Origin of the sequence: Shewanella oncorhynchi (assembly GCF_012584455.1) — a bacterium.
Classification (GTDB): domain Bacteria; phylum Pseudomonadota; class Gammaproteobacteria; order Enterobacterales; family Shewanellaceae; genus Shewanella; species Shewanella oncorhynchi.
Genome location: NZ_JABAEB010000002.1, coordinates 92987 through 110314, shown reverse-complemented (window position 1 = coordinate 110314; position 17328 = coordinate 92987). Strand labels below are relative to the sequence as shown.

Below are 17328 nucleotides of genomic sequence, written 5' to 3'. Positions count from 1 at the left end.
TTGATTTATAAAAAATTTGCGCCTTAGCTTGCTCATACGCTGAACAATAAAGTAAGGTCAGCCTAATAAGGTTTGCAACGCGATGTGGAGTGTATCATGAAAAAGGTGAATCTGGTGTTTGGCACTGTATATGGTAGTGCGCAATTTGCCGCTGAAACCCTAGAGAAAGAAATGCAAGTTTTAGGTTATGATGTCACATTGTGGCAACCTAATGAGGTAGCAAGCTTTATTCCTCCTCAGGATGAATTGTTAGTGGTGGTGACTTCGACGACCGGACAAGGGGACTTACCCGAAGATATTCAGCCTTGGTATCATAATCTTAAAAATCTTGCGCCCTATTTGCCTGAGCTTAACTACAGTGTGATCGCACTGGGTGATTCAAGTTATGAAACCTTCTGCGGCGCTGGTAGGGCTGTAGATGTGCTCTTGAGTGAGCTTGGCGCTAAACCACTTGTAGAATTATTAGAAATCGATGCCTGTGAAACCATGGAACCTGAGGTTGAAGCGATAAAATGGCTAGAACGCTGGAATCAAGTCGTCAAAACCGAGCTCGTCGCTTAGGCAGTTTAGTTACTCAGCAGTGGTTTAAATTTGCCCAGCGCTTAAGCCAAGCGCTGCTTATTCCTATTGCCATTTTGCCCGCCGCAGGGGTCATGCTTGGCCTCACCGTTAGTCCTATTCCTTTTATGCCCGAAGAGCTGACAGTGTTGATGTTGGCGGTGGGCAAACTCATTTTTGCCATCATGCCGATGTTATTTGCCGTGGCTGTCGCTATTGGTTTTTGTCGCGATCAAGGCATTGCCGCCTTTTCGGCAGTGTTTGGTTATGGGGTGATGACGGCTACGTTAGCCGCACTGGCCGATTTGTATCGACTTCCAACCCAACCTTTATTAGGAATGGATACCTTAGATACTGGGATTGCAGGTGGCATGATGCTTGGTGGTATTACTTGCCTCGCAGTCCGTTGGAGTCAATATATTCGCTTGCCTGCGATTTTCTCTTTCTTCGAGGGACGTCGCAGTGCATCTTTACTTATTATTCCCCTAGCGATGAGCCTAGGTTATGTACTCGCCCATGTGTGGCCACCCTTAGCTTTATTGATTGAGCGCGTATCCGACTGGGCGGTTTATCAAAAACCGGCCATCGCCTTTGGCGTTTATGGCGCATTAGAGCGGTTACTTATTCCCCTTGGCTTACATCATATTTGGAATGCGCCTTTTTACTTAGAGGTGGGCCAATATCAGTTATTGGGGCATGAAGTCGTTCGTGGTGAGGTGGCGCGCTATTTAGCGGGCGATCCGCAGGCGGGAAACCTTGCCGGTGGTTATCTGATTAAAATGTGGGGATTACCGGCGGCTGCACTGGCAATGTGGCGCTGTGCAGATCCCTCAGAGCGGAATCGCGTGGCGGGTATTATGCTCTCGGCGGGGGCGGCCAGTTGGTTAACTGGGGTGACAGAACCTATCGAATTTGCTTTTATGTTTGTGGCGCCGATTCTATTTATTATTCACGCCTTACTCACTGGGCTCGCTTATTTTGTCTGTATTATGCTGGATATTCACCACAGCATAGTATTCTCCCAAGGGCTGGTGGACTTTACGCTGCTATTTCCATTGTCCCGTAATGCCAGCTGGTTTATTTTCCTTGGGCCTTTAACCGCCATAATATATTACCTGTTGTTTAGACTGAGTATTTTAGCCTTTAATTTGAAAACTCCCGGTAGGCTTGAGCATAACGACAGTAAAGGACCCAAAGAAAGTTTACGGGCGATTATTGCGGCGCTCGGCGGGCGTGAAAATATCGTTGAACTTAATGCTTGTTTGACACGGTTACGCTTGAGCGTACACAAGCCCGAGTTAGTCAATAAGGTGCGTTTGAGTCAGTTGGGCGCTAAGGGCGTGATCGTTATGGGCAAAGGTGTGCAGGTGGTTTACGGCACTAAGGCCGAAACCTTGCGTAAAGTATTGCAGCGTTACTTAGATACTCGGCGCTAGGATTGTGTTTTTACAAAATTAACTGCTTAATTTTTACATTTTATTGATTCAAGCCTCTGAAATATCATTTTTATTTTCGCATTATAGGGTTTTCATACTGTTCAGCATGATTTGCTATGGCAAACTCGATGTAGGGACAATATAGGAGAGCCAACTTTGCAACAAATGACTGAAACTCGCGGTAATACTTCGCCATCCATAGAACGTAAAATCTTACTGACGGATTGCGCTGATGCCCAAGGCCTCATCGCTAAAATCACCAGTGTTTGTTTTACTCATAAACTGAATATCATCAAAAACAGTGAGTTTGTGGATAATGCCCAAGGGCGTTTCTTTATGCGAACTGAATTAGAGGGCATTTTTAACAGCGAACTGTTATTGCAGGATCTGCGTGACGTACTGCCTACGCAAAATCATATGACGTTAGTTAGCGCGGGTAAAAAACGCATTGTGGTGTTAGTCACAAAGGAAGCGCACTGTTTAGGCGATTTGTTAATGAAAGCCTATTACGATGGTTTAAGTGTCGAGATTGCCGCTGTGGTGGGCAACTATGATGCACTACGTGAATTGGCAGAGAAGTTTAACATCCCCTTTCATCTGGTGAGCCACGAAGGCTTGGACCGAATTCAACACGAGCAAGTACTGTTGGCTGCGGTATCTCAATACGAACCCGATTATTTAGTCTTGGCTAAGTATATGCGGGTATTAACGCCTGATTTTGTGGCGCAATATCCTAATCGTATCATCAACATCCATCATTCTTTTTTACCTGCTTTTATCGGCGCAGCACCCTATCGCCAAGCCTGGGAGCGCGGGGTGAAAATTATCGGTGCGACGGCGCATTTTGTGAATAATTGCCTCGATGAAGGGCCGATCATCAAGCAAGACGTGATTCCCGTCGACCACAGTTATAGTGCCTTAGAAATGGCACGTGCTGGGCGCGATGTTGAAAAGAGTGTATTGAGTAAAGCGCTGCAATTAGTGCTCAACGAACAAGTGGTCGTGTACGGCAATAAAACGATCGTTTTCTAAGATGTAGGTGAGTCGTGGCAATGGCATGACATTCAGCGGCGTTTATTTTAACCCGCGTCTGTCATGAAATCAGTTATCATTATGTTTATTGGGGATTTTATAATGCTCACATTGGGGTGAACATAGCGGTATAGTGTATTGCCCATGCTCGAATTACAGGTCGGAGTGCTGGATGTCAACTCGTCAAAGCCTTATCGTTGGAATGAAAGACTTGCCCGATAGTTTGAATTTATCTTGGGCACAGCTAGATGAGCAGTTTTGTGTGCTACGGATGAGCCAAGCCTTTTATAGCCGTTGCAAACGCTCTGCGGCGCAAATCATTAATCAACCGATTAGCCAATTGTTTAGTGCTTTTAATGCTGAACTATGCGCCGATATCGTGAGGCGACGCGGCCAAGAAATAGGTTTTCAATTACAAGATCATCGCGGCATACGTGTGCATCTCGCGCTGCATTCTTTGCCTGAAATGGGATGGTACTTGATTCTATCCGACATCAATTTTGAAGATCCGCAGATGAAGGAGTTGCACTCGGATTATCGTCGAGCGATTCAAGCCAGCGATGCTTGGCTGCAACACATTGAAGATGTGATTAAATCCTCCCAAGAAGAAGTATTTAAAGTCGCAGTTTCTAAGGCGATGTCACTCACTGGCAGTCGATATGGCTTTATTCTGTTGCATAACGAAAAGTTAAAAACACTCACACTCGCCGCGCGTTCTGAGTATCCCCACGCAGAGGCGAATCAAGCCGATTTTGTTGAAGATAATACCCAAGTGTCAGAACTTGAAAGCCGCGTATGGCTCGAATGTGTGCGAGATTATAAGCCGATCATCCAAAATCAAACCGATTCCCAAAGGCGCTTAGGGGATTTGCCCTTAGATAAACTGCTACTTGGAGGGCGTTACTTGGCGGTACCGATTTTATTTCGCAGTCGCTTAGTGGGCATGCTGTGTGTGGTTGACCGTAACGAGCCTTATAGTCGTAATGATGCGAGATCATTACTGACTTTTGCCAGCATTTTATGGCACAGCATTGAACTACCACGCACATTGCGCGCGGTATCCAGGCAGTCCAAAATCATTAAAGCGCAAAAAGAGCAATTATCTCAATCGTTAACCCAGCTTATTAGTGCTATTTCTGAGGCATTAGAACTGAAAGATGCCTATACCGCAGGGCATCAAAAGTCGGTGGCGCAATTAAGTTATTTGATTGGTGAGAAATTAGGTTTAGACCCGCTGCGTTTAGAAGGGCTGAAGATTGGTGCCTTAGTTCATGATATTGGTAAGTTAGCGATTCCATCACAGATTTTGACAAAACCGTCAAAACTTTCAAAAGAAGAATACGCATTAATACAGACCCATCCGCTCCATGGCGCTGAAATTATTGAGGATGTGGAGTTTCCTTGGCCCATTAAAGAGATGATTTTACAGCATCATGAGCGGCTCGATGGCTCAGGTTATCCCGCGGGCTTAAAGGATAAGGCGATTTTATATGAGGCAAAAATTATTGCCGTCGCCGATGTTGCCGATTCGATATTGTCCCACAGGCCTTATCGCCCATCGTTAGGGCTGGAGAAAATGACTGAAGTATTGCGTGCGGGCAAAGGGACTCTTTTTGATCCTGAGATAGTCGAAACCTGTTTAGCGATTTTGATTAATCGAGAGTTGAGTATTAGCGATCATATCGGCGCTGCGCCGCTTGAACCTTTAGTCACGATTTCACTCGACCATGAGTTAGTTGATATTAAGCGTTTACTTACGACTGCCCATGCTAAGGTGGCCGTGGTATTGGATGAGCAACATAAGATACTTGGGGTGATCACGAGTCGCTTACTGGAACATTGGTTTAGCCCATTACTTGGCACTGCGGCTGAGCGTGAACTGGATAGGGCATCTTTACATAAAAAAGCCCATCAGATCATGGAGCATTCAGTGCCTATTATCAGTGAGGTGGCCACATCGGAAGATGCATTACTGCAGTTGAATTTACTAGACTCAGAATATCTTGTGGTGGTGAACAAAGCGCAGCAGCCATTGGGGATTATCGGCTGGCGGGCCATTGCAATGACGAGAAATGCATTCCGTGAAGTAGAGCGTTTGATTTAAGTGTCTTATTAAACACTTTATTTTTAAGCCTGATAATGACAGCGCAACCGTAGGCTAAATTTTACCGACAATAAAAAAGATGCCCTTAGGCATCTTTTTTATGGAACTCATGTTATCGAACAAATGCTGTGACTGTTAATCAACAATACGCAGTAATTCGTTGATACCCACTTTACTGCGGGTTTTTGCATCGACTTTCTTAACGATAATAGCGGCATAGAGGCTGTACTTGCCACAGGCTGATGGTAAGTTGCCAGAAACAACCACAGAGCCTGCTGGCACACGACCGTAATGCACTTCGCCGGTTTCGCGATCATAAATTCGAGTACTTTGGCCGATATACACGCCCATAGAAATCACTGAGCCTTCTTCAACCACAACGCCTTCAACAATCTCAGAACGCGCACCGATAAAGCAGTTATCTTCGATGATAGTTGGGCCCGCTTGCAATGGCTCAAGTACGCCACCAATGCCCACTCCGCCAGATAAATGCACGTTTTTACCGATTTGTGCACATGAGCCAACCGTTGCCCAAGTGTCAACCATAGTGCCTTCATCAACATAGGCGCCTAAGTTCACATAGGATGGCATCAACACGGTATTTTTACCGATAAATGAGCCTTTACGTACTGTTGCCGAAGGCACTACACGAATGGCTTCCGCCTTAAAGCGGGCTTCATCATATTCGGCAAATTTTAACGGCACTTTGTCGAAGTATTTGGTTTCGGCGCCATCGATAACCACGTTATCGAAAATACGGAAGGACAGTAATACCGCCTTTTTCAGCCATTGGTGCACATGCCATTGTCCGTCGATTTTCTCGGCGACACGGACTTCACCTTTATCGAGCATATTGATGACATTTTGCACATCGCTGCGCACACCTGCGTCAACTGTGCTTGGTGTGATGTCGGCGCGCGCTTCAAAAGCCGCCTCAATACGTTGGCGTAAAGCCTCCATTTACTTCTCCCACTGGTCTCGTTAATTAACTGATTCGATATTCTTTGCACTCAGGGCACTGATTAAAGCGTCCCTGAGGGTATTCTCTTGGGTTTCGTTAAGTTGCAATCCGTCATTGGTCTGCAGCATAAAAAAGTCTTCGGCTCGTTCACCAATGGTGGTGATTTTGGCCGCAAGTAATGTTGTGTTGCAACGGTAAAAGATATCCCCAACTTTTGCCAGTAATCCTGGCGAATCTAAGGCGATAAGCTCCATCATACTTGTACCATGACGACTGCTTTCGAGGAAACTCACTTGTGTCGGCACATTAAAAGGTTTCATCTTGCGCGATAGTTTTCTAAAGCGCGGCAGTTTTGGACTGTCGCTCGACAGGGCTTTCTCAAGCGCTTTACGGATACTTTGGATGCGTGAAAGCTGGCTAACGGGCTCACCATCCTGCTCTAAGATCACAAAGGTATCGAGGGCATAATTATCTTTTGACGTCATGATGTTGGCATCATGGACGTTGATATTTTTATTGTCGAGTACCGCCATCACAGTTGCGAACAATTTAGGTCTGTCTTGGCAATAGACAAATAGCTCAGTACCACCACGGGTGGTGTGTTTTGACACTAAGACTAAAGGCTCATCCTGTTGTTTGTGCTTTAAAATTGCTTCGGCGTGCCACGCGACTTGATTGGGCTGGTGGCGTAAAAAGTAATCTGCCTTAAAACGTTGCCACAGGGCATCGAGATCTTTCTCTTTCAATCCGCGGCGCAGCAGCTCTTTTTTCGCCTTAGCTTGGTATTCACGTACTCTGGCACGAATATCGACGGGTTTTTCTTTACCGCGGGCGAGCACTCTTTGGGTCGAAAAGTACAAGTCGCGTAGCAGTGAGCCTTTCCAGTTGTTCCAGGTTTTTTCGTTGGTGGCGCAGATATCGGCGACGGTTAAGCAGTACAGATAGCTTAAATGCACGGCATCGCGGACTTTATTGGCAAAGTCGGCCACCACATCGGGATCGGAAATATCACGGCGCTGGGCGGTGACAGACATCACCAGATGATTTTCAACCAGCCAAGCGACTAGACGGCCATCGTGATCGTTTAACCCGTGCAGCTTACAAAAGGCGAGGGCATCGCTTGAGCCCAGTTTACTGTGATCGCCACCGCGGCCTTTGGCGATATCGTGGAAGATAGCGCCTAATACCAGTAAACCTTTTTTAGGCAGTTGGTTGATCAGAATCGAGCCTAAGGGAAATTCTTCCTTTTGTTCTGCTTGGGAAAAACGCTCGATATTGAGCAGTAATCTGTGGGTGTGTTCATCGACCGTATAGGCGTGGAACAGGTCAAACTGCATCTGGCCTTCAATATTTCGCCATGCGGGTAAATAGGCCGATAACACACCGTGTTTATGCATTAAAGACAAAGCAACAATGCCGCGAGGGTGGCGCAGAATTTCCATAAAGGCTTGGCGACAAAGCGGGTTTTCTTGCAAGGCTTGCGGCTGGGCGCGTCTTGCACGGCGCAGTGAACGCAGTGTTGGCGCGTAAATGCCTTTGATGTTGGAGTTTTTAGCGACCAACAAAAATAGCCGCACAATTTCTTCGCCGCTATCGAACAGATCATCACTGAGCGCTTCGATAAAAGTGCCGCGGCGCTGGTAGTGTTTATCAATCGATTGAATTTCTAAGGCTTTTGTGTGGCCCAGTGTTGCGCGCTTAAAGAGCTGCAACAGCATTTCGTTCAGCTCCATCACTCGGCGCACCGTGCGATAGTAGCGTTTCATCATCTGCTCAACGGCAAGCTGGGTGGCGTCTTCATAACCCATAAGCTCGGCAACTTGGCGCTGCACATCAAACAGTAAGCGGTTTTCATCGCGACCGACCACCATGTGCAGGGCAAAGCGTAGCTTCCACAAAAAGTGCTGACATTCGAGCAGCTCTTCTAGTTCACCAGGCTCTAAAAAGTCGTATTGGACTAATTCTTCGAGGCGAGCGGCACCAAAGTGACGCATGGCTACCCAAGCAATGGTTTGAATATCCCTAAGACCACCGGGACAACTCTTGATATTGGGTTCTAAATCGAAGGCACTGGCTCTGGCATGGCGAGCATTTTGCTCATCCCGTTTTGCGATAAAAAAATCGCTTGAAGTCCAAAAGTCACTCTGACGAATCGCATCATAAAGTTGATCGAATAAAAATTCGGGCCCTTCGAGCAATCGTGCCTCTAACAGATTGGTGGCTATGGTGATGTCTTCACGGCCGAGGATAATCGTGTCGTTTAACGTACGGACACTGTGGCCGATTTCCAGATTGGCATCCCACAGAAAGGCAATAAACTGACTGAGTGCCGCTTCGGCGGCGGGTGACAAAATATCATTAAACAGGAACAGTAAATCGACATCTGAGTGGGGATGCAGCTCCCCACGGCCATAGCCGCCCACGGCAATCAGGGCAATATCATATTCCCTTAGACCGTGCTGTTCCCAAGCTTGCTTAACAAGGGCATCGACAAATTGACAGCGCTGCGTGACGAGCTCTTCAATCGGGGTTTTAGCCTTAAAACTGGCCAAAAGAATCTGATTCTGTTCGATTAATGATTGTTTAGCGAGCAGAGCTATATTCATCGAGTCCCTTGTTTTTATGCTTGTTAGTGTGGCCTATCGCTCGTGATTGATTATTCGTGGGAAATCCTCATCCTCACGCAGGGTAAGTACTTCAACCCCTTTTTCAGTCACCAGTAAGGTATGTTCCCACTGGGCTGAATTTTTACCATCGGAGGTCGTTACCGTCCACTTATCATCGCGATCGAGTATGGTCGTGTGGCGACCAGCATTGATCATAGGTTCAATGGTGAAACACATGCCTGGGCGTAATACTGTGTTATCGCCGTTACGGTAGTGCATGACCTGAGGCTCTTCATGGAAACCCGATCCAATACCGTGGCCACAATAATCTTGCACGATGGAATATTTCTCAAGGCCTGTTTTACTTGCTTTGATGAATTTTTCGATAGTATTGCCAATTTCACCCAGTTTTAAACCTGGACGAACCTTACGAATAGCTAAATACAGGCTTTCTTGCGCGATGCGGCACAGACGTTTGTCCTTCGCGCTCACCTCACCGATTAAAAACATCATCGAGGTATCGCCGTGATAACCGTCTTTAATCACTGTGATGTCGATATTGAGGATATCGCCTTCTTTCAATGGTGGGTTGTCGTTTGGAATGCCGTGGCAAATCACATGGTTTACAGAAGTACAAATGGATTTGGGAAAACCATGGTAGTTAAGCGGCGCCGAAATCGCACCTTGCTCTTCGGTATATTTGGCGCAGAGGTCATTGAGCTCATTGGTGGTCACGCCAGGTTTAACATGCGGCGCGATCATTTCTAATACCTGTGCGGCTAGTTTGCCCGCAGCACGCATTTTTTCAATTTCTTCAGCGGTCTTGATGACTATACTCATTGCGTTTTCTCTTGTGTCTTTAATGTCTGTTGGCCACGCAACCTAATGCAAAAATTTGTGCTTTAGGGCTATTTATGGTATAAAGCGCGCCGTTATGTTTAAGTCTTGATGAATTGTCTAAGCCAGCTTTTACGCTGCTTTGATACTTGCAAGACTAAAGATGGCGGCCATTATACATGGCTATTTGTCTAAATACTAAATCACACACGTGTCGACACATTCTTCGGGGTGCCCTCAGTTGTTATATAAGGGGTCGAAGGCATGGGATACGTGGAGGTCTAACCCCCTAAATTTTAAGGTAATAGAAATGACTACAGTTTCAATGCGCGATATGCTTCAGGCCGGTGTCCACTTCGGTCACCAAACCCGTTACTGGAACCCAAAAATGAAGCCATTCATTTTCGGTGCTCGCAACGGTGTTCACATCATCAACCTTGAGCATACTGTGCCAATGTTCAATGAAGCGCTAGCTTTCATCAGCAACGTAGCTTCAAAGAAAGGTAAAGTATTATTCGTTGGTACTAAACGTGCTGCTGGCGAAGCGATCAAAGAAGCTGCTCTATCTTGTGACCAGTACTATGTTGATCACCGCTGGTTAGGCGGTATGCTGACTAACTGGAAAACCGTTCGTCAGTCAATCAAACGTCTGAAAGAACTGGAAAGCCAATCAGTAGACGGTACTTTCGACAAGCTGACCAAGAAAGAAGCGCTGATGCGTACTCGTGAGCTTGAAAAGCTGGAAAAATCTTTAGGTGGTATTAAAAACATGGGCGGCCTGCCAGACGTATTATTCGTCATTGGTGCTGACCATGAGCATATCGCTATTAAAGAAGCTAACAACCTGGGTATCCCTGTTGTTGCAGTTGTTGATACTAACTCTGCGCCAGATGGTGTTAACTACATCGTTCCTGGTAACGACGACGCTATGCGTGCTATCCGCCTGTACACTTCTTCTGTTGCTGCTGCTGCAAAAGCTGGCCGTGGTCAAGATTTGGCTGTTCAAGCTGAGCAAGACGGTTTCGTAGAAGCCGAATAATAATAAGGCGGGATGATTATCATCACCCTTATTAACCAAGATTTTTGATTGGTTAACAGGGGCCATTCGGCCCCTGTTTTATATCTGCAAATTAGTCGATTTTTTATAGAGGATTTAACAATGGCAATTACTGCTGCCCAAGTTAAAGAACTGCGCGACCGTACTGGCGCAGGCATGATGGATTGTAAAAACGCTCTGACAGAAGCTAACGGCGACATGGAGTTAGCAATTGACAACATGCGTAAGTCTGGCGCTGCTAAAGCGGCTAAAAAAGCGGGTAACATCGCTGCTGACGGTACAATTCTGATCAAGAATGGCGAAGGTTTCGCTGCGCTATTAGAAGTTAACTGTCAAACTGACTTCGTTGCTAAAGATTCAAACTTCTTAGCATTCGCGAACGCAGTATTAGATGCCGCTGCTGCATCTAAAGTGACTCTTGAAGATTTAAAAGCACAGTTCGAAGATGCACGCGTTGCATTGGTAACTAAAATCGGTGAAAACATCAACATTCGTCGTGTTGAGTACATCGATGGTGCAAACCTATCTTCATACCGTCACGGTGAGCGCATTGGCGTTGTTGTTGCCGGTGAAGCTGACGAAGAAACCTTAAAGCACATCGCAATGCACGTTGCTGCTTCTAAGCCTGAATACGTGAACCCAGAAGATGTTCCTGCAGAAATCGTTGCAAGAGAACAAGCTCTGCAAATCGAAATGTCAATGAACGAAGGCAAATCGGCAGAGATCGCTGAGAAGATGGTTCTAGGTCGTATGAAGAAGTTTACCGGTGAGATTTCTCTGACTGGTCAAGCTTACATCATGGAACCAAAGAAAACTGTTGGCGAAATTCTGAAAGAGAAAGGCGCTAAAGTCACTAACTTCATTCGTTTAGAAGTGGGTGAAGGTATTGAGAAGAAAGAAGAAGATTTCGCGGCTGAAGTTGCTGCTCAAATCGCTGCTTCTAAAAAGGCTTAATCGCCAACGCTAAATACCCCCAAGACCGCGGCAATAGCTGCGGTCTTGTTATGACCAGGATAAAAATTATGAGCACCAATCCAAAACCCGCATTTAGACGCATTCTTCTTAAATTAAGTGGCGAAGCACTGATGGGCGACGAAGGCTTCGGCATCGATCCCAAAGTATTAGATCGCATGGCTCAGGAAGTGAAAGAGCTGGTTGAGCTGGGTATTCAGGTGGGTGTGGTTATTGGTGGTGGTAATCTGTTTCGCGGTGAAGGCCTAGCAAAAGCCGGCATGAACCGTGTGGTGGGCGATCACATGGGTATGCTGGCAACGGTTATGAACGGCTTGGCAATGCGAGACGCCCTGCACCGTGCCTATGTTAATGCTCGTCTGATGTCAGCTATCCCGTTAAAGGGTGTGTGTGATGATTACAATTGGGCTGAAGCGATCAGCTTGCTAAAATCTGGCCGAGTGGTTATTTTTGCTGCCGGTACAGGTAATCCTTTCTGCACGACCGATTCTGCGGCCTGTTTACGCGGCATTGAAATCGAAGCTGAAGTCGTATTGAAAGGCACTAAAGTCGACGGTGTATACTCCGAAGATCCAATGAAGAACCCAGACGCCGTTAAGTATGATGAAGTGACTTATGCGGAAATTCTGGAAAAAGAATTAAAAGTAATGGACTTAGCCGCCTTTACTATGGCGCGTGATCACGACATGCCTATTTTAGTCTTCAACATGAACAAGCCTGGCGCTCTACGCCGCGTTATCATGGGTGAAGAAGAAGGCACACTGATCAGAGCGAAAAAAGTTATTTAATGACCAAGAAGGACATTTAACGTGATTGAGAACATTAAGAAAGATGCGCAAGAGCGTATGGGTAAATGCGTTGACGCGACTAAAAACCAAATGGCAAAAGTGCGTACCGGTCGTGCCCACCCAAGCCTGCTGGATTCCATTCAAGTCTCTTACTACGGCACTATGACGCCACTAAACCAAGTGGCTAACGTGGGCGTTGAAGATTCACGCACTCTGTCTGTGACTGTGTTTGACCGTAGTGCTATCCAAGCCGTTGAAAAGGCTATTATGAGCTCTGATTTAGGTCTGAACCCTATGTCAGCTGGCGCGACATTACGTATTCCATTACCCGCGCTGACTGAAGAACGTCGTAAAGACTTCATCAAAGTGGTGCGTAACGAAGCTGAAAACGGTCGTATTGCTATCCGTAACGTGCGTCGTGATGCGATTTCTGAAGTGAAAAAGCTTGAAAAAGCTAAAGCTTGTACTGAAGATGATGTGCGTCGCAGTGAAGAAGAAGTGCAAAAGTTCACCGATGCTCACATTAAAAAGGTCGATGAGATTTTAGCGGCCAAAGAAATTGAGTTGATGGAAGTCTAATCTCAGTTCGATAAGCTAGAGTTGATGCGCCGTGTAGGGGTATACTACACGGCGTTTGTCTATTTTAAAGGGCTGTATTAGATGTCATCCACAGTGGAACTTGATCCGCACCCTAGGACGAGTGAGAGTGATTTATACACTCAAACGACCTTGCCGGGACAATTACCCGAACTCGTGAAACAGTCGTTACCTAAGCATGTTGCTATTATCATGGATGGCAATGGGCGTTGGGCACAAACCCAAGGTAAACCACGAGTGATGGGACATAAGGCTGGTGTTAAGGCCGTTAGAAGAGCCGTAAGCACGGCAAGCCAATTAGGCATTGAATCGCTAACCTTATTCGCATTTTCTAGCGAGAATTGGCGTAGACCCGATAAAGAAGTCAGCTTGCTGATGGAGTTGTTTTTTACCGTATTACAGCGCGAAATTAAATTGCTGGATAAGAATCAGGTTAAGCTCAACATTATTGGCGATATCAGCCGCTTTTCGGCGCGATTACAGAAGCAAATTGCTGCTGCCCAAGAGAAGACATCTCGCAATACTGGCTTGGTTCTGAATGTTGCGGCTAACTATGGTGGCCGTTGGGACATACTTCAAGCAGCACAAAAATTAGCGGAAAAGGTCGAAACTGGCGAAATGACCAGCAGTCAGTTCACCGAAGAAGCCTTAAGTGCACATTTGTGCATGCAAAATCAGAGTGAAGTTGATTTAATGATCCGCACGGGCGGGGACTGTCGCATCAGCAATTTTGTGCTGTGGCAGGCGGCCTATGCAGAATTGGTGTTTACCGACACCCTTTGGCCTGATTTCGATGAACAGGCTTTTCATGAAGCGATAGCCATTTTTGCAAGTCGCCAGCGCCGTTTTGGTCTGACTGGAAGTCAGATTGATGAGATGCGTGCATTGTAAAACCTCATGAGGGATTTTTTTTGCTAAAACAACGAATAATAACAGCAACTTGGTTAGTTCCATTAGTTTTAGGGGCGATATTTTTGCTCCCTGCCAGCTACTTCGCCTGGGCCTTAGTTGCCGTCTTCCTTATTGCAGCAAAGGAATGGGGAAGAATTATCGATAATCAGTGTGATGTCACTCAGTGGAGCTTTACCTTCACAGTCGGCATCCTATTGGTGGCAATTAATCTTATTGTGCCAATCGATGCAGTTTGGTTAAGCCATCAGTTACATCCTATCTATTTGGCCATTCTCTATATTGGTGCATTCTGGTGGTTAGCATCACTATTATTAGTGGTAACTTATCCTAAAAGCGCTAAGTTCTGGCAAAAGAATCCTATGTTTAAGTCCATGTTTGGACAGTTAACCTTAGTGCCTTGCTTTGTTGCTCTTATCGCACTCAAATCCATTAGCTCACAAACTTCACCCTATTACGGCCCAGTATTAGTACTGTTAGTGATGTTGATTGTGTGGGCCGCTGATTCTGGGGCTTACTTCGTCGGTAAAGCGATAGGTAAAACGAAACTGATGCCTGCAGTGAGCCCTGCTAAAACCTTGGAAGGCCTACTTGGTGGTTTAGTGACGACTATGCTCGTGGTTGCAGGTGTTATGTATTATTCACCAGAGCAAGAACTGGGTTTAGTTGTGGCAGTGACCTTATTTGTTGCTTTAGTGTCAGCGCTGGGCGATTTATCTGAGAGTATGTTTAAGCGTGCGGCCTGTATTAAAGATTCTGGCACTATTTTGCCCGGTCACGGCGGCGTGCTCGACCGCATCGACAGCCTGACTGCAGCCTTGCCGGTGTTTACCCTGATCTACATTGCATTCTGGATGTAACGCTATGCAAAATATGGTGATTTTGGGTGCTACCGGTTCAATTGGTGCTAGTACCTTAAGCGTGATTTCGGCTAATCCATTGGCTTATAGCATCTATGGATTGGTGGCCAATGCGAGCGTTGATAAGATGCTGGCTTTGTGTGTAGCCCATAAACCGAAAGTCGCACATATGGTGGATGAAGAGGCTGCGAAACAGTTACGCGCCGTTTTACCCGCTGCGCTCAATATCCAAGTCACTACTGGCATAAACGATTTACTCGGTTTAGTGACGGCTGCCGAAGTGGATACTGTAATGGCAGCGATTGTCGGCGCGGCAGGGCTAGTACCAACCCTTGAAGCCGTGAAGGCGGGAAAGCGAGTATTACTGGCCAATAAAGAAGCTTTAGTCATGTCGGGTGAGTTGTTTATTGAGGCGACTAAGCGCTCTGGTGCTGTGCTCTTGCCCGTGGACAGTGAGCATAATGCTATCTTTCAATGTTTACCCCTAGAAGTACAGGCTAACCTCGGCCGTTGCGATTTAGCTGCGTCGGGTATATCCCATATTTTGTTAACCGGTTCTGGCGGACCTTTTCTGCGGTCGGATCTTGCGACACTTGCGGCCATGACGCCTGCCCAAGCCTGTAAACACCCTAATTGGTCCATGGGACCTAAAATCTCTGTTGACTCCGCCACTATGATGAATAAGGGTTTAGAGTTCATTGAGGCGCGGTGGTTGTTTAATACTCAGGCTGAGCAACTTAAAGTGGTTATTCATCCGCAAAGCGTGATCCACTCTATGGTGCAGTACCGTGATGGTTCGGTTATCGCCCAAATGGGTAACCCAGATATGCGCACACCGATTGCCCATTGCATGGCTTATCCGCAAAGAATTCATTCGGGCGTTGAACCTTTAGATTTTTTCAAAGTCGGACAGTTAAGCTTTTATGAACCTGATTTTGAACGTTTCCCCTGTTTGGCTTTGGCTATGGAAGCGTGTGCCCAAGGCCAAGAGGCAACAACCGTACTAAATGCTGCCAATGAGGTAGCTGTTGAAGCATTCTTGCAGGGGCAAATTGGTTTTACGCAAATTGCAAAAGTGAATGAGGCTTGTTTAGTCACTGTGCCTAAACGTCCTATGGGCTGCATAGAAGATATTTTAGCCTTAGATGCGCAAACCCGCGTCTATGCGCGTGAGACATTAGCAAGCATCGCTTAGCAATAGCTGAGTGATTAAATTTATAACGTAAGGAGTGGGATGTTAGATTTTTTATGGAACTTAGGTTCTTTCATCGTTGCACTGGGTCTGTTAATTACTGCCCACGAATACGGCCATTTCTATATCGCGCGACGTTGTGGCGTGAAAGTCGAACGTTTCTCCATTGGTTTTGGTAAGGCTATTTGGCGCCGTGTTGGTAAAGACGGCACTGAATATGTGTTAGCCATGATCCCCCTTGGCGGCTATGTCAAAATGCTCGATGAGCGTGTTGAAGACGTTCCCGATGAATTAAAAGATCAAGCGTTCAATCGTAAAACCGTATGGCAACGTATTGCGATTGTGGCCGCAGGTCCAATTGCTAACTTTATTTTTGCCATCGTTGCCCTGTATTTTATGTATCTGATTGGTGTGCCATCACTTAAGCCTGTGATCACCTCGACGACACCCGGGACTGCTGCTGCGCAAATTCAAATCACAGAGCCAATGCAAATAACGGCCATTTCCGGTCAGGCTGTGCGTAACTGGGAAGAAGTGAATTTAGCTTTAGTCGGCCACATAGGTGATGAAAGTCTGAGTGTATCGCTGATGCCATTGAATGGTTTGCAAGGTTTGGATTCTAGTGCGCGGTCTTACACCTTAGATACGCGTAATTGGCGTTTTGATCCTGAAAAAGAATCCCCGATTACGGCATTAGGGTTAGGGATTTATCGTCCAGAAATCGTCCCCACCATTGCTGCGATTAGTCCTGACAGTGCCGCTGCGAATAGTGAGCTAAAAGTCGGTGACACCTTAGTCGCAATAAATGGTAAAAATTATACCGATTGGCAGGCTTTTGTTGACATTATTCAACATTCTGCCAATGTGCCTGTGAGTTTAACTGTGCGTCGCAATGGCGAACAGTTTAATGTGGCAGTGACACCCTTAAGCAGTAAAAATGCCGATGGCCAAGAGATAGGTATGCTCGGGGTGAGCCCAACCCAAGCACAATGGCCAGACAATATGCGTTTACAACTTGAATATGGACCAATCGATTCTTTCGGCATCGCAGCGGATAAAACATGGCAACTTGTTGCTGTGAGCTTTAAGATGATTGGCAAATTATTTACCGGCGATGTGTCGGTGAAAAACCTGAGTGGACCCATTTCGATCGCACAGGGTGCGGGCAGTAGTGCAAACTATGGCTTGGTCTATTTTCTCGGGTTCCTCGCGCTCATCAGCGTCAATTTAGGCATCATTAACTTGCTGCCTTTACCTGTGCTCGATGGGGGACACCTGCTGTATTACTTTATTGAAGTAATAACTGGTAAACCTGTACCTGAAAAGGTGCAGGAAATAGGATTCAGATTTGGGGCAGCAATACTGCTGATGTTGATGAGCGTTGCGCTTTTCAATGATTTTGCCCGACTCTGAGCAAGG

At 46.3% G+C, this 17328-nt stretch carries 15 protein-coding genes; 12 read left to right on the top strand and 3 right to left on the bottom strand.

Going from position 1 to position 17328, the window contains the following annotated elements; genetic code table 11:
• The first annotated feature begins 96 nt into the window (after positions 1 to 96).
• The 4 genes from HGO26_RS02850 (at position 97) to HGO26_RS02835 (ending at position 5130) form a co-directional block, all read left to right on the top strand.
• Positions 97 to 561: a flavodoxin gene (locus HGO26_RS02850; RefSeq protein WP_168823192.1), complete on the top strand. Its 465-nt coding sequence runs from the start codon at positions 97 to 99 to the stop codon at positions 559 to 561.
• A complete protein-coding gene (locus tag HGO26_RS02845) occupies positions 513 to 1994 on the top strand; it encodes a PTS transporter subunit EIIC (protein WP_168823190.1) in 1482 nt (493 codons plus the stop codon). Before HGO26_RS02850 ends, HGO26_RS02845 begins: the two co-directional genes overlap by 49 nt.
• Before the next feature lie 165 nt (positions 1995 to 2159).
• Entirely contained in the window at positions 2160 to 3026 is an 867-nt protein-coding gene (purU, locus tag HGO26_RS02840) for a formyltetrahydrofolate deformylase (protein ID WP_168823582.1), read from the top strand.
• Between the two features lie 172 nt (positions 3027 to 3198).
• Positions 3199 to 5130, top strand: coding sequence for an HD domain-containing phosphohydrolase (locus tag HGO26_RS02835; RefSeq protein ID WP_168823188.1), 1932 nt, complete (start codon positions 3199 to 3201; stop codon positions 5128 to 5130).
• 135 nt (positions 5131 to 5265) lie between these two features.
• On the opposite strand, the gene dapD is transcribed toward HGO26_RS02835, so the two are convergent.
• Genes dapD through map form a run of 3 tightly spaced genes read right to left on the bottom strand, consistent with a single transcriptional unit; the run spans position 5266 to position 9561 of the window.
• Positions 5266 to 6090: a 2,3,4,5-tetrahydropyridine-2,6-dicarboxylate N-succinyltransferase gene (gene dapD, locus HGO26_RS02830; RefSeq protein WP_028760609.1), complete on the bottom strand. Its 825-nt coding sequence runs from the start codon at positions 6088 to 6090 to the stop codon at positions 5266 to 5268.
• A 21-nt stretch (positions 6091 to 6111) separates the two neighbouring features.
• The gene (gene glnD, locus HGO26_RS02825) at positions 6112 to 8697 is read right to left on the bottom strand and encodes a bifunctional uridylyltransferase/uridylyl-removing protein GlnD (RefSeq protein WP_168823186.1); all 2586 of its coding nucleotides are present in this window, start codon (positions 8695 to 8697) and stop codon (positions 6112 to 6114) included.
• Positions 8698 to 8730: 33 nt separating this feature from the next.
• The gene (gene map / locus HGO26_RS02820) at positions 8731 to 9561 is read right to left on the bottom strand and encodes a type I methionyl aminopeptidase (RefSeq protein ID WP_226058787.1); all 831 of its coding nucleotides are present in this window, start codon (positions 9559 to 9561) and stop codon (positions 8731 to 8733) included.
• Positions 9562 to 9844: 283 nt separating this feature from the next.
• Between map and rpsB the strand changes: the two genes are divergently transcribed.
• From rpsB to rseP, 8 genes are all read left to right on the top strand, one after another.
• The gene (gene rpsB / locus HGO26_RS02815; RefSeq protein ID WP_028760607.1) at positions 9845 to 10573 is read left to right on the top strand and encodes a 30S ribosomal protein S2; all 729 of its coding nucleotides are present in this window, start codon (positions 9845 to 9847) and stop codon (positions 10571 to 10573) included.
• A 120-nt stretch (positions 10574 to 10693) separates the two neighbouring features.
• Positions 10694 to 11545, top strand: a complete 852-nt coding sequence (tsf, locus tag HGO26_RS02810) for a translation elongation factor Ts (protein ID WP_028760606.1) — start codon at positions 10694 to 10696, stop codon at positions 11543 to 11545.
• Between the two features lie 68 nt (positions 11546 to 11613).
• A complete protein-coding gene (pyrH, locus tag HGO26_RS02805; protein ID WP_006080981.1) occupies positions 11614 to 12351 on the top strand; it encodes a UMP kinase in 738 nt (245 codons plus the stop codon).
• A gap of 21 nt (positions 12352 to 12372) precedes the next feature.
• On the top strand, positions 12373 to 12930 hold the full coding sequence (gene frr, locus HGO26_RS02800) for a ribosome recycling factor (RefSeq protein WP_012088724.1): 558 nt from the start codon (positions 12373 to 12375) through the stop codon (positions 12928 to 12930).
• Between the two features lie 81 nt (positions 12931 to 13011).
• Positions 13012 to 13839 carry an undecaprenyl pyrophosphate synthase gene (uppS, locus tag HGO26_RS02795; RefSeq protein ID WP_028760605.1) on the top strand — a complete coding sequence of 276 codons (828 nt, stop codon included), beginning with the start codon at positions 13012 to 13014 and terminating at the stop codon, positions 13837 to 13839.
• Between the two features lie 20 nt (positions 13840 to 13859).
• Positions 13860 to 14717, top strand: a complete 858-nt coding sequence (locus HGO26_RS02790; protein WP_131523803.1) for a phosphatidate cytidylyltransferase — start codon at positions 13860 to 13862, stop codon at positions 14715 to 14717.
• Between the two features lie 4 nt (positions 14718 to 14721).
• Entirely contained in the window at positions 14722 to 15912 is a 1191-nt protein-coding gene (gene ispC, locus HGO26_RS02785) for a 1-deoxy-D-xylulose-5-phosphate reductoisomerase (RefSeq protein WP_168823184.1), read from the top strand.
• A 39-nt stretch (positions 15913 to 15951) separates the two neighbouring features.
• Positions 15952 to 17322 (top strand): sigma E protease regulator RseP, encoded by a 1371-nt coding sequence (gene rseP / locus HGO26_RS02780; RefSeq protein ID WP_168823182.1) that lies wholly within the window; start codon positions 15952 to 15954, stop codon positions 17320 to 17322.
• Positions 17323 to 17328 lie beyond the last annotated feature (6 nt).

What these genes read in the sequence shown, in the direction of transcription:
- HGO26_RS02845 (WP_168823190.1), top strand. Translation starts at nt 513, where the DNA reads ATGGCTAGAACGCTGGAATCAAGTCGTCAAAACCGAGCTCGTCGCTTA.
- ispC (WP_168823184.1), top strand. Translation starts at nt 14,722, where the DNA reads ATGCAAAATATGGTGATTTTGGGTGCTACCGGTTCAATTGGTGCTAGT.
- HGO26_RS02835 (WP_168823188.1), top strand. Translation starts at nt 3,199, where the DNA reads ATGTCAACTCGTCAAAGCCTTATCGTTGGAATGAAAGACTTGCCCGAT.
- pyrH (WP_006080981.1), top strand. Translation starts at nt 11,614, where the DNA reads ATGAGCACCAATCCAAAACCCGCATTTAGACGCATTCTTCTTAAATTA.
- purU (WP_168823582.1), top strand. Translation starts at nt 2,160, where the DNA reads ATGACTGAAACTCGCGGTAATACTTCGCCATCCATAGAACGTAAAATC.
- HGO26_RS02850 (WP_168823192.1), top strand. Translation starts at nt 97, where the DNA reads ATGAAAAAGGTGAATCTGGTGTTTGGCACTGTATATGGTAGTGCGCAA.
- rpsB (WP_028760607.1), top strand. Translation starts at nt 9,845, where the DNA reads ATGACTACAGTTTCAATGCGCGATATGCTTCAGGCCGGTGTCCACTTC.
- uppS (WP_028760605.1), top strand. Translation starts at nt 13,012, where the DNA reads ATGTCATCCACAGTGGAACTTGATCCGCACCCTAGGACGAGTGAGAGT.
- dapD (WP_028760609.1), bottom strand. Translation starts at nt 6,090, where the DNA reads ATGGAGGCTTTACGCCAACGTATTGAGGCGGCTTTTGAAGCGCGCGCC.
- glnD (WP_168823186.1), bottom strand. Translation starts at nt 8,697, where the DNA reads ATGAATATAGCTCTGCTCGCTAAACAATCATTAATCGAACAGAATCAG.
- tsf (WP_028760606.1), top strand. Translation starts at nt 10,694, where the DNA reads ATGGCAATTACTGCTGCCCAAGTTAAAGAACTGCGCGACCGTACTGGC.
- rseP (WP_168823182.1), top strand. Translation starts at nt 15,952, where the DNA reads ATGTTAGATTTTTTATGGAACTTAGGTTCTTTCATCGTTGCACTGGGT.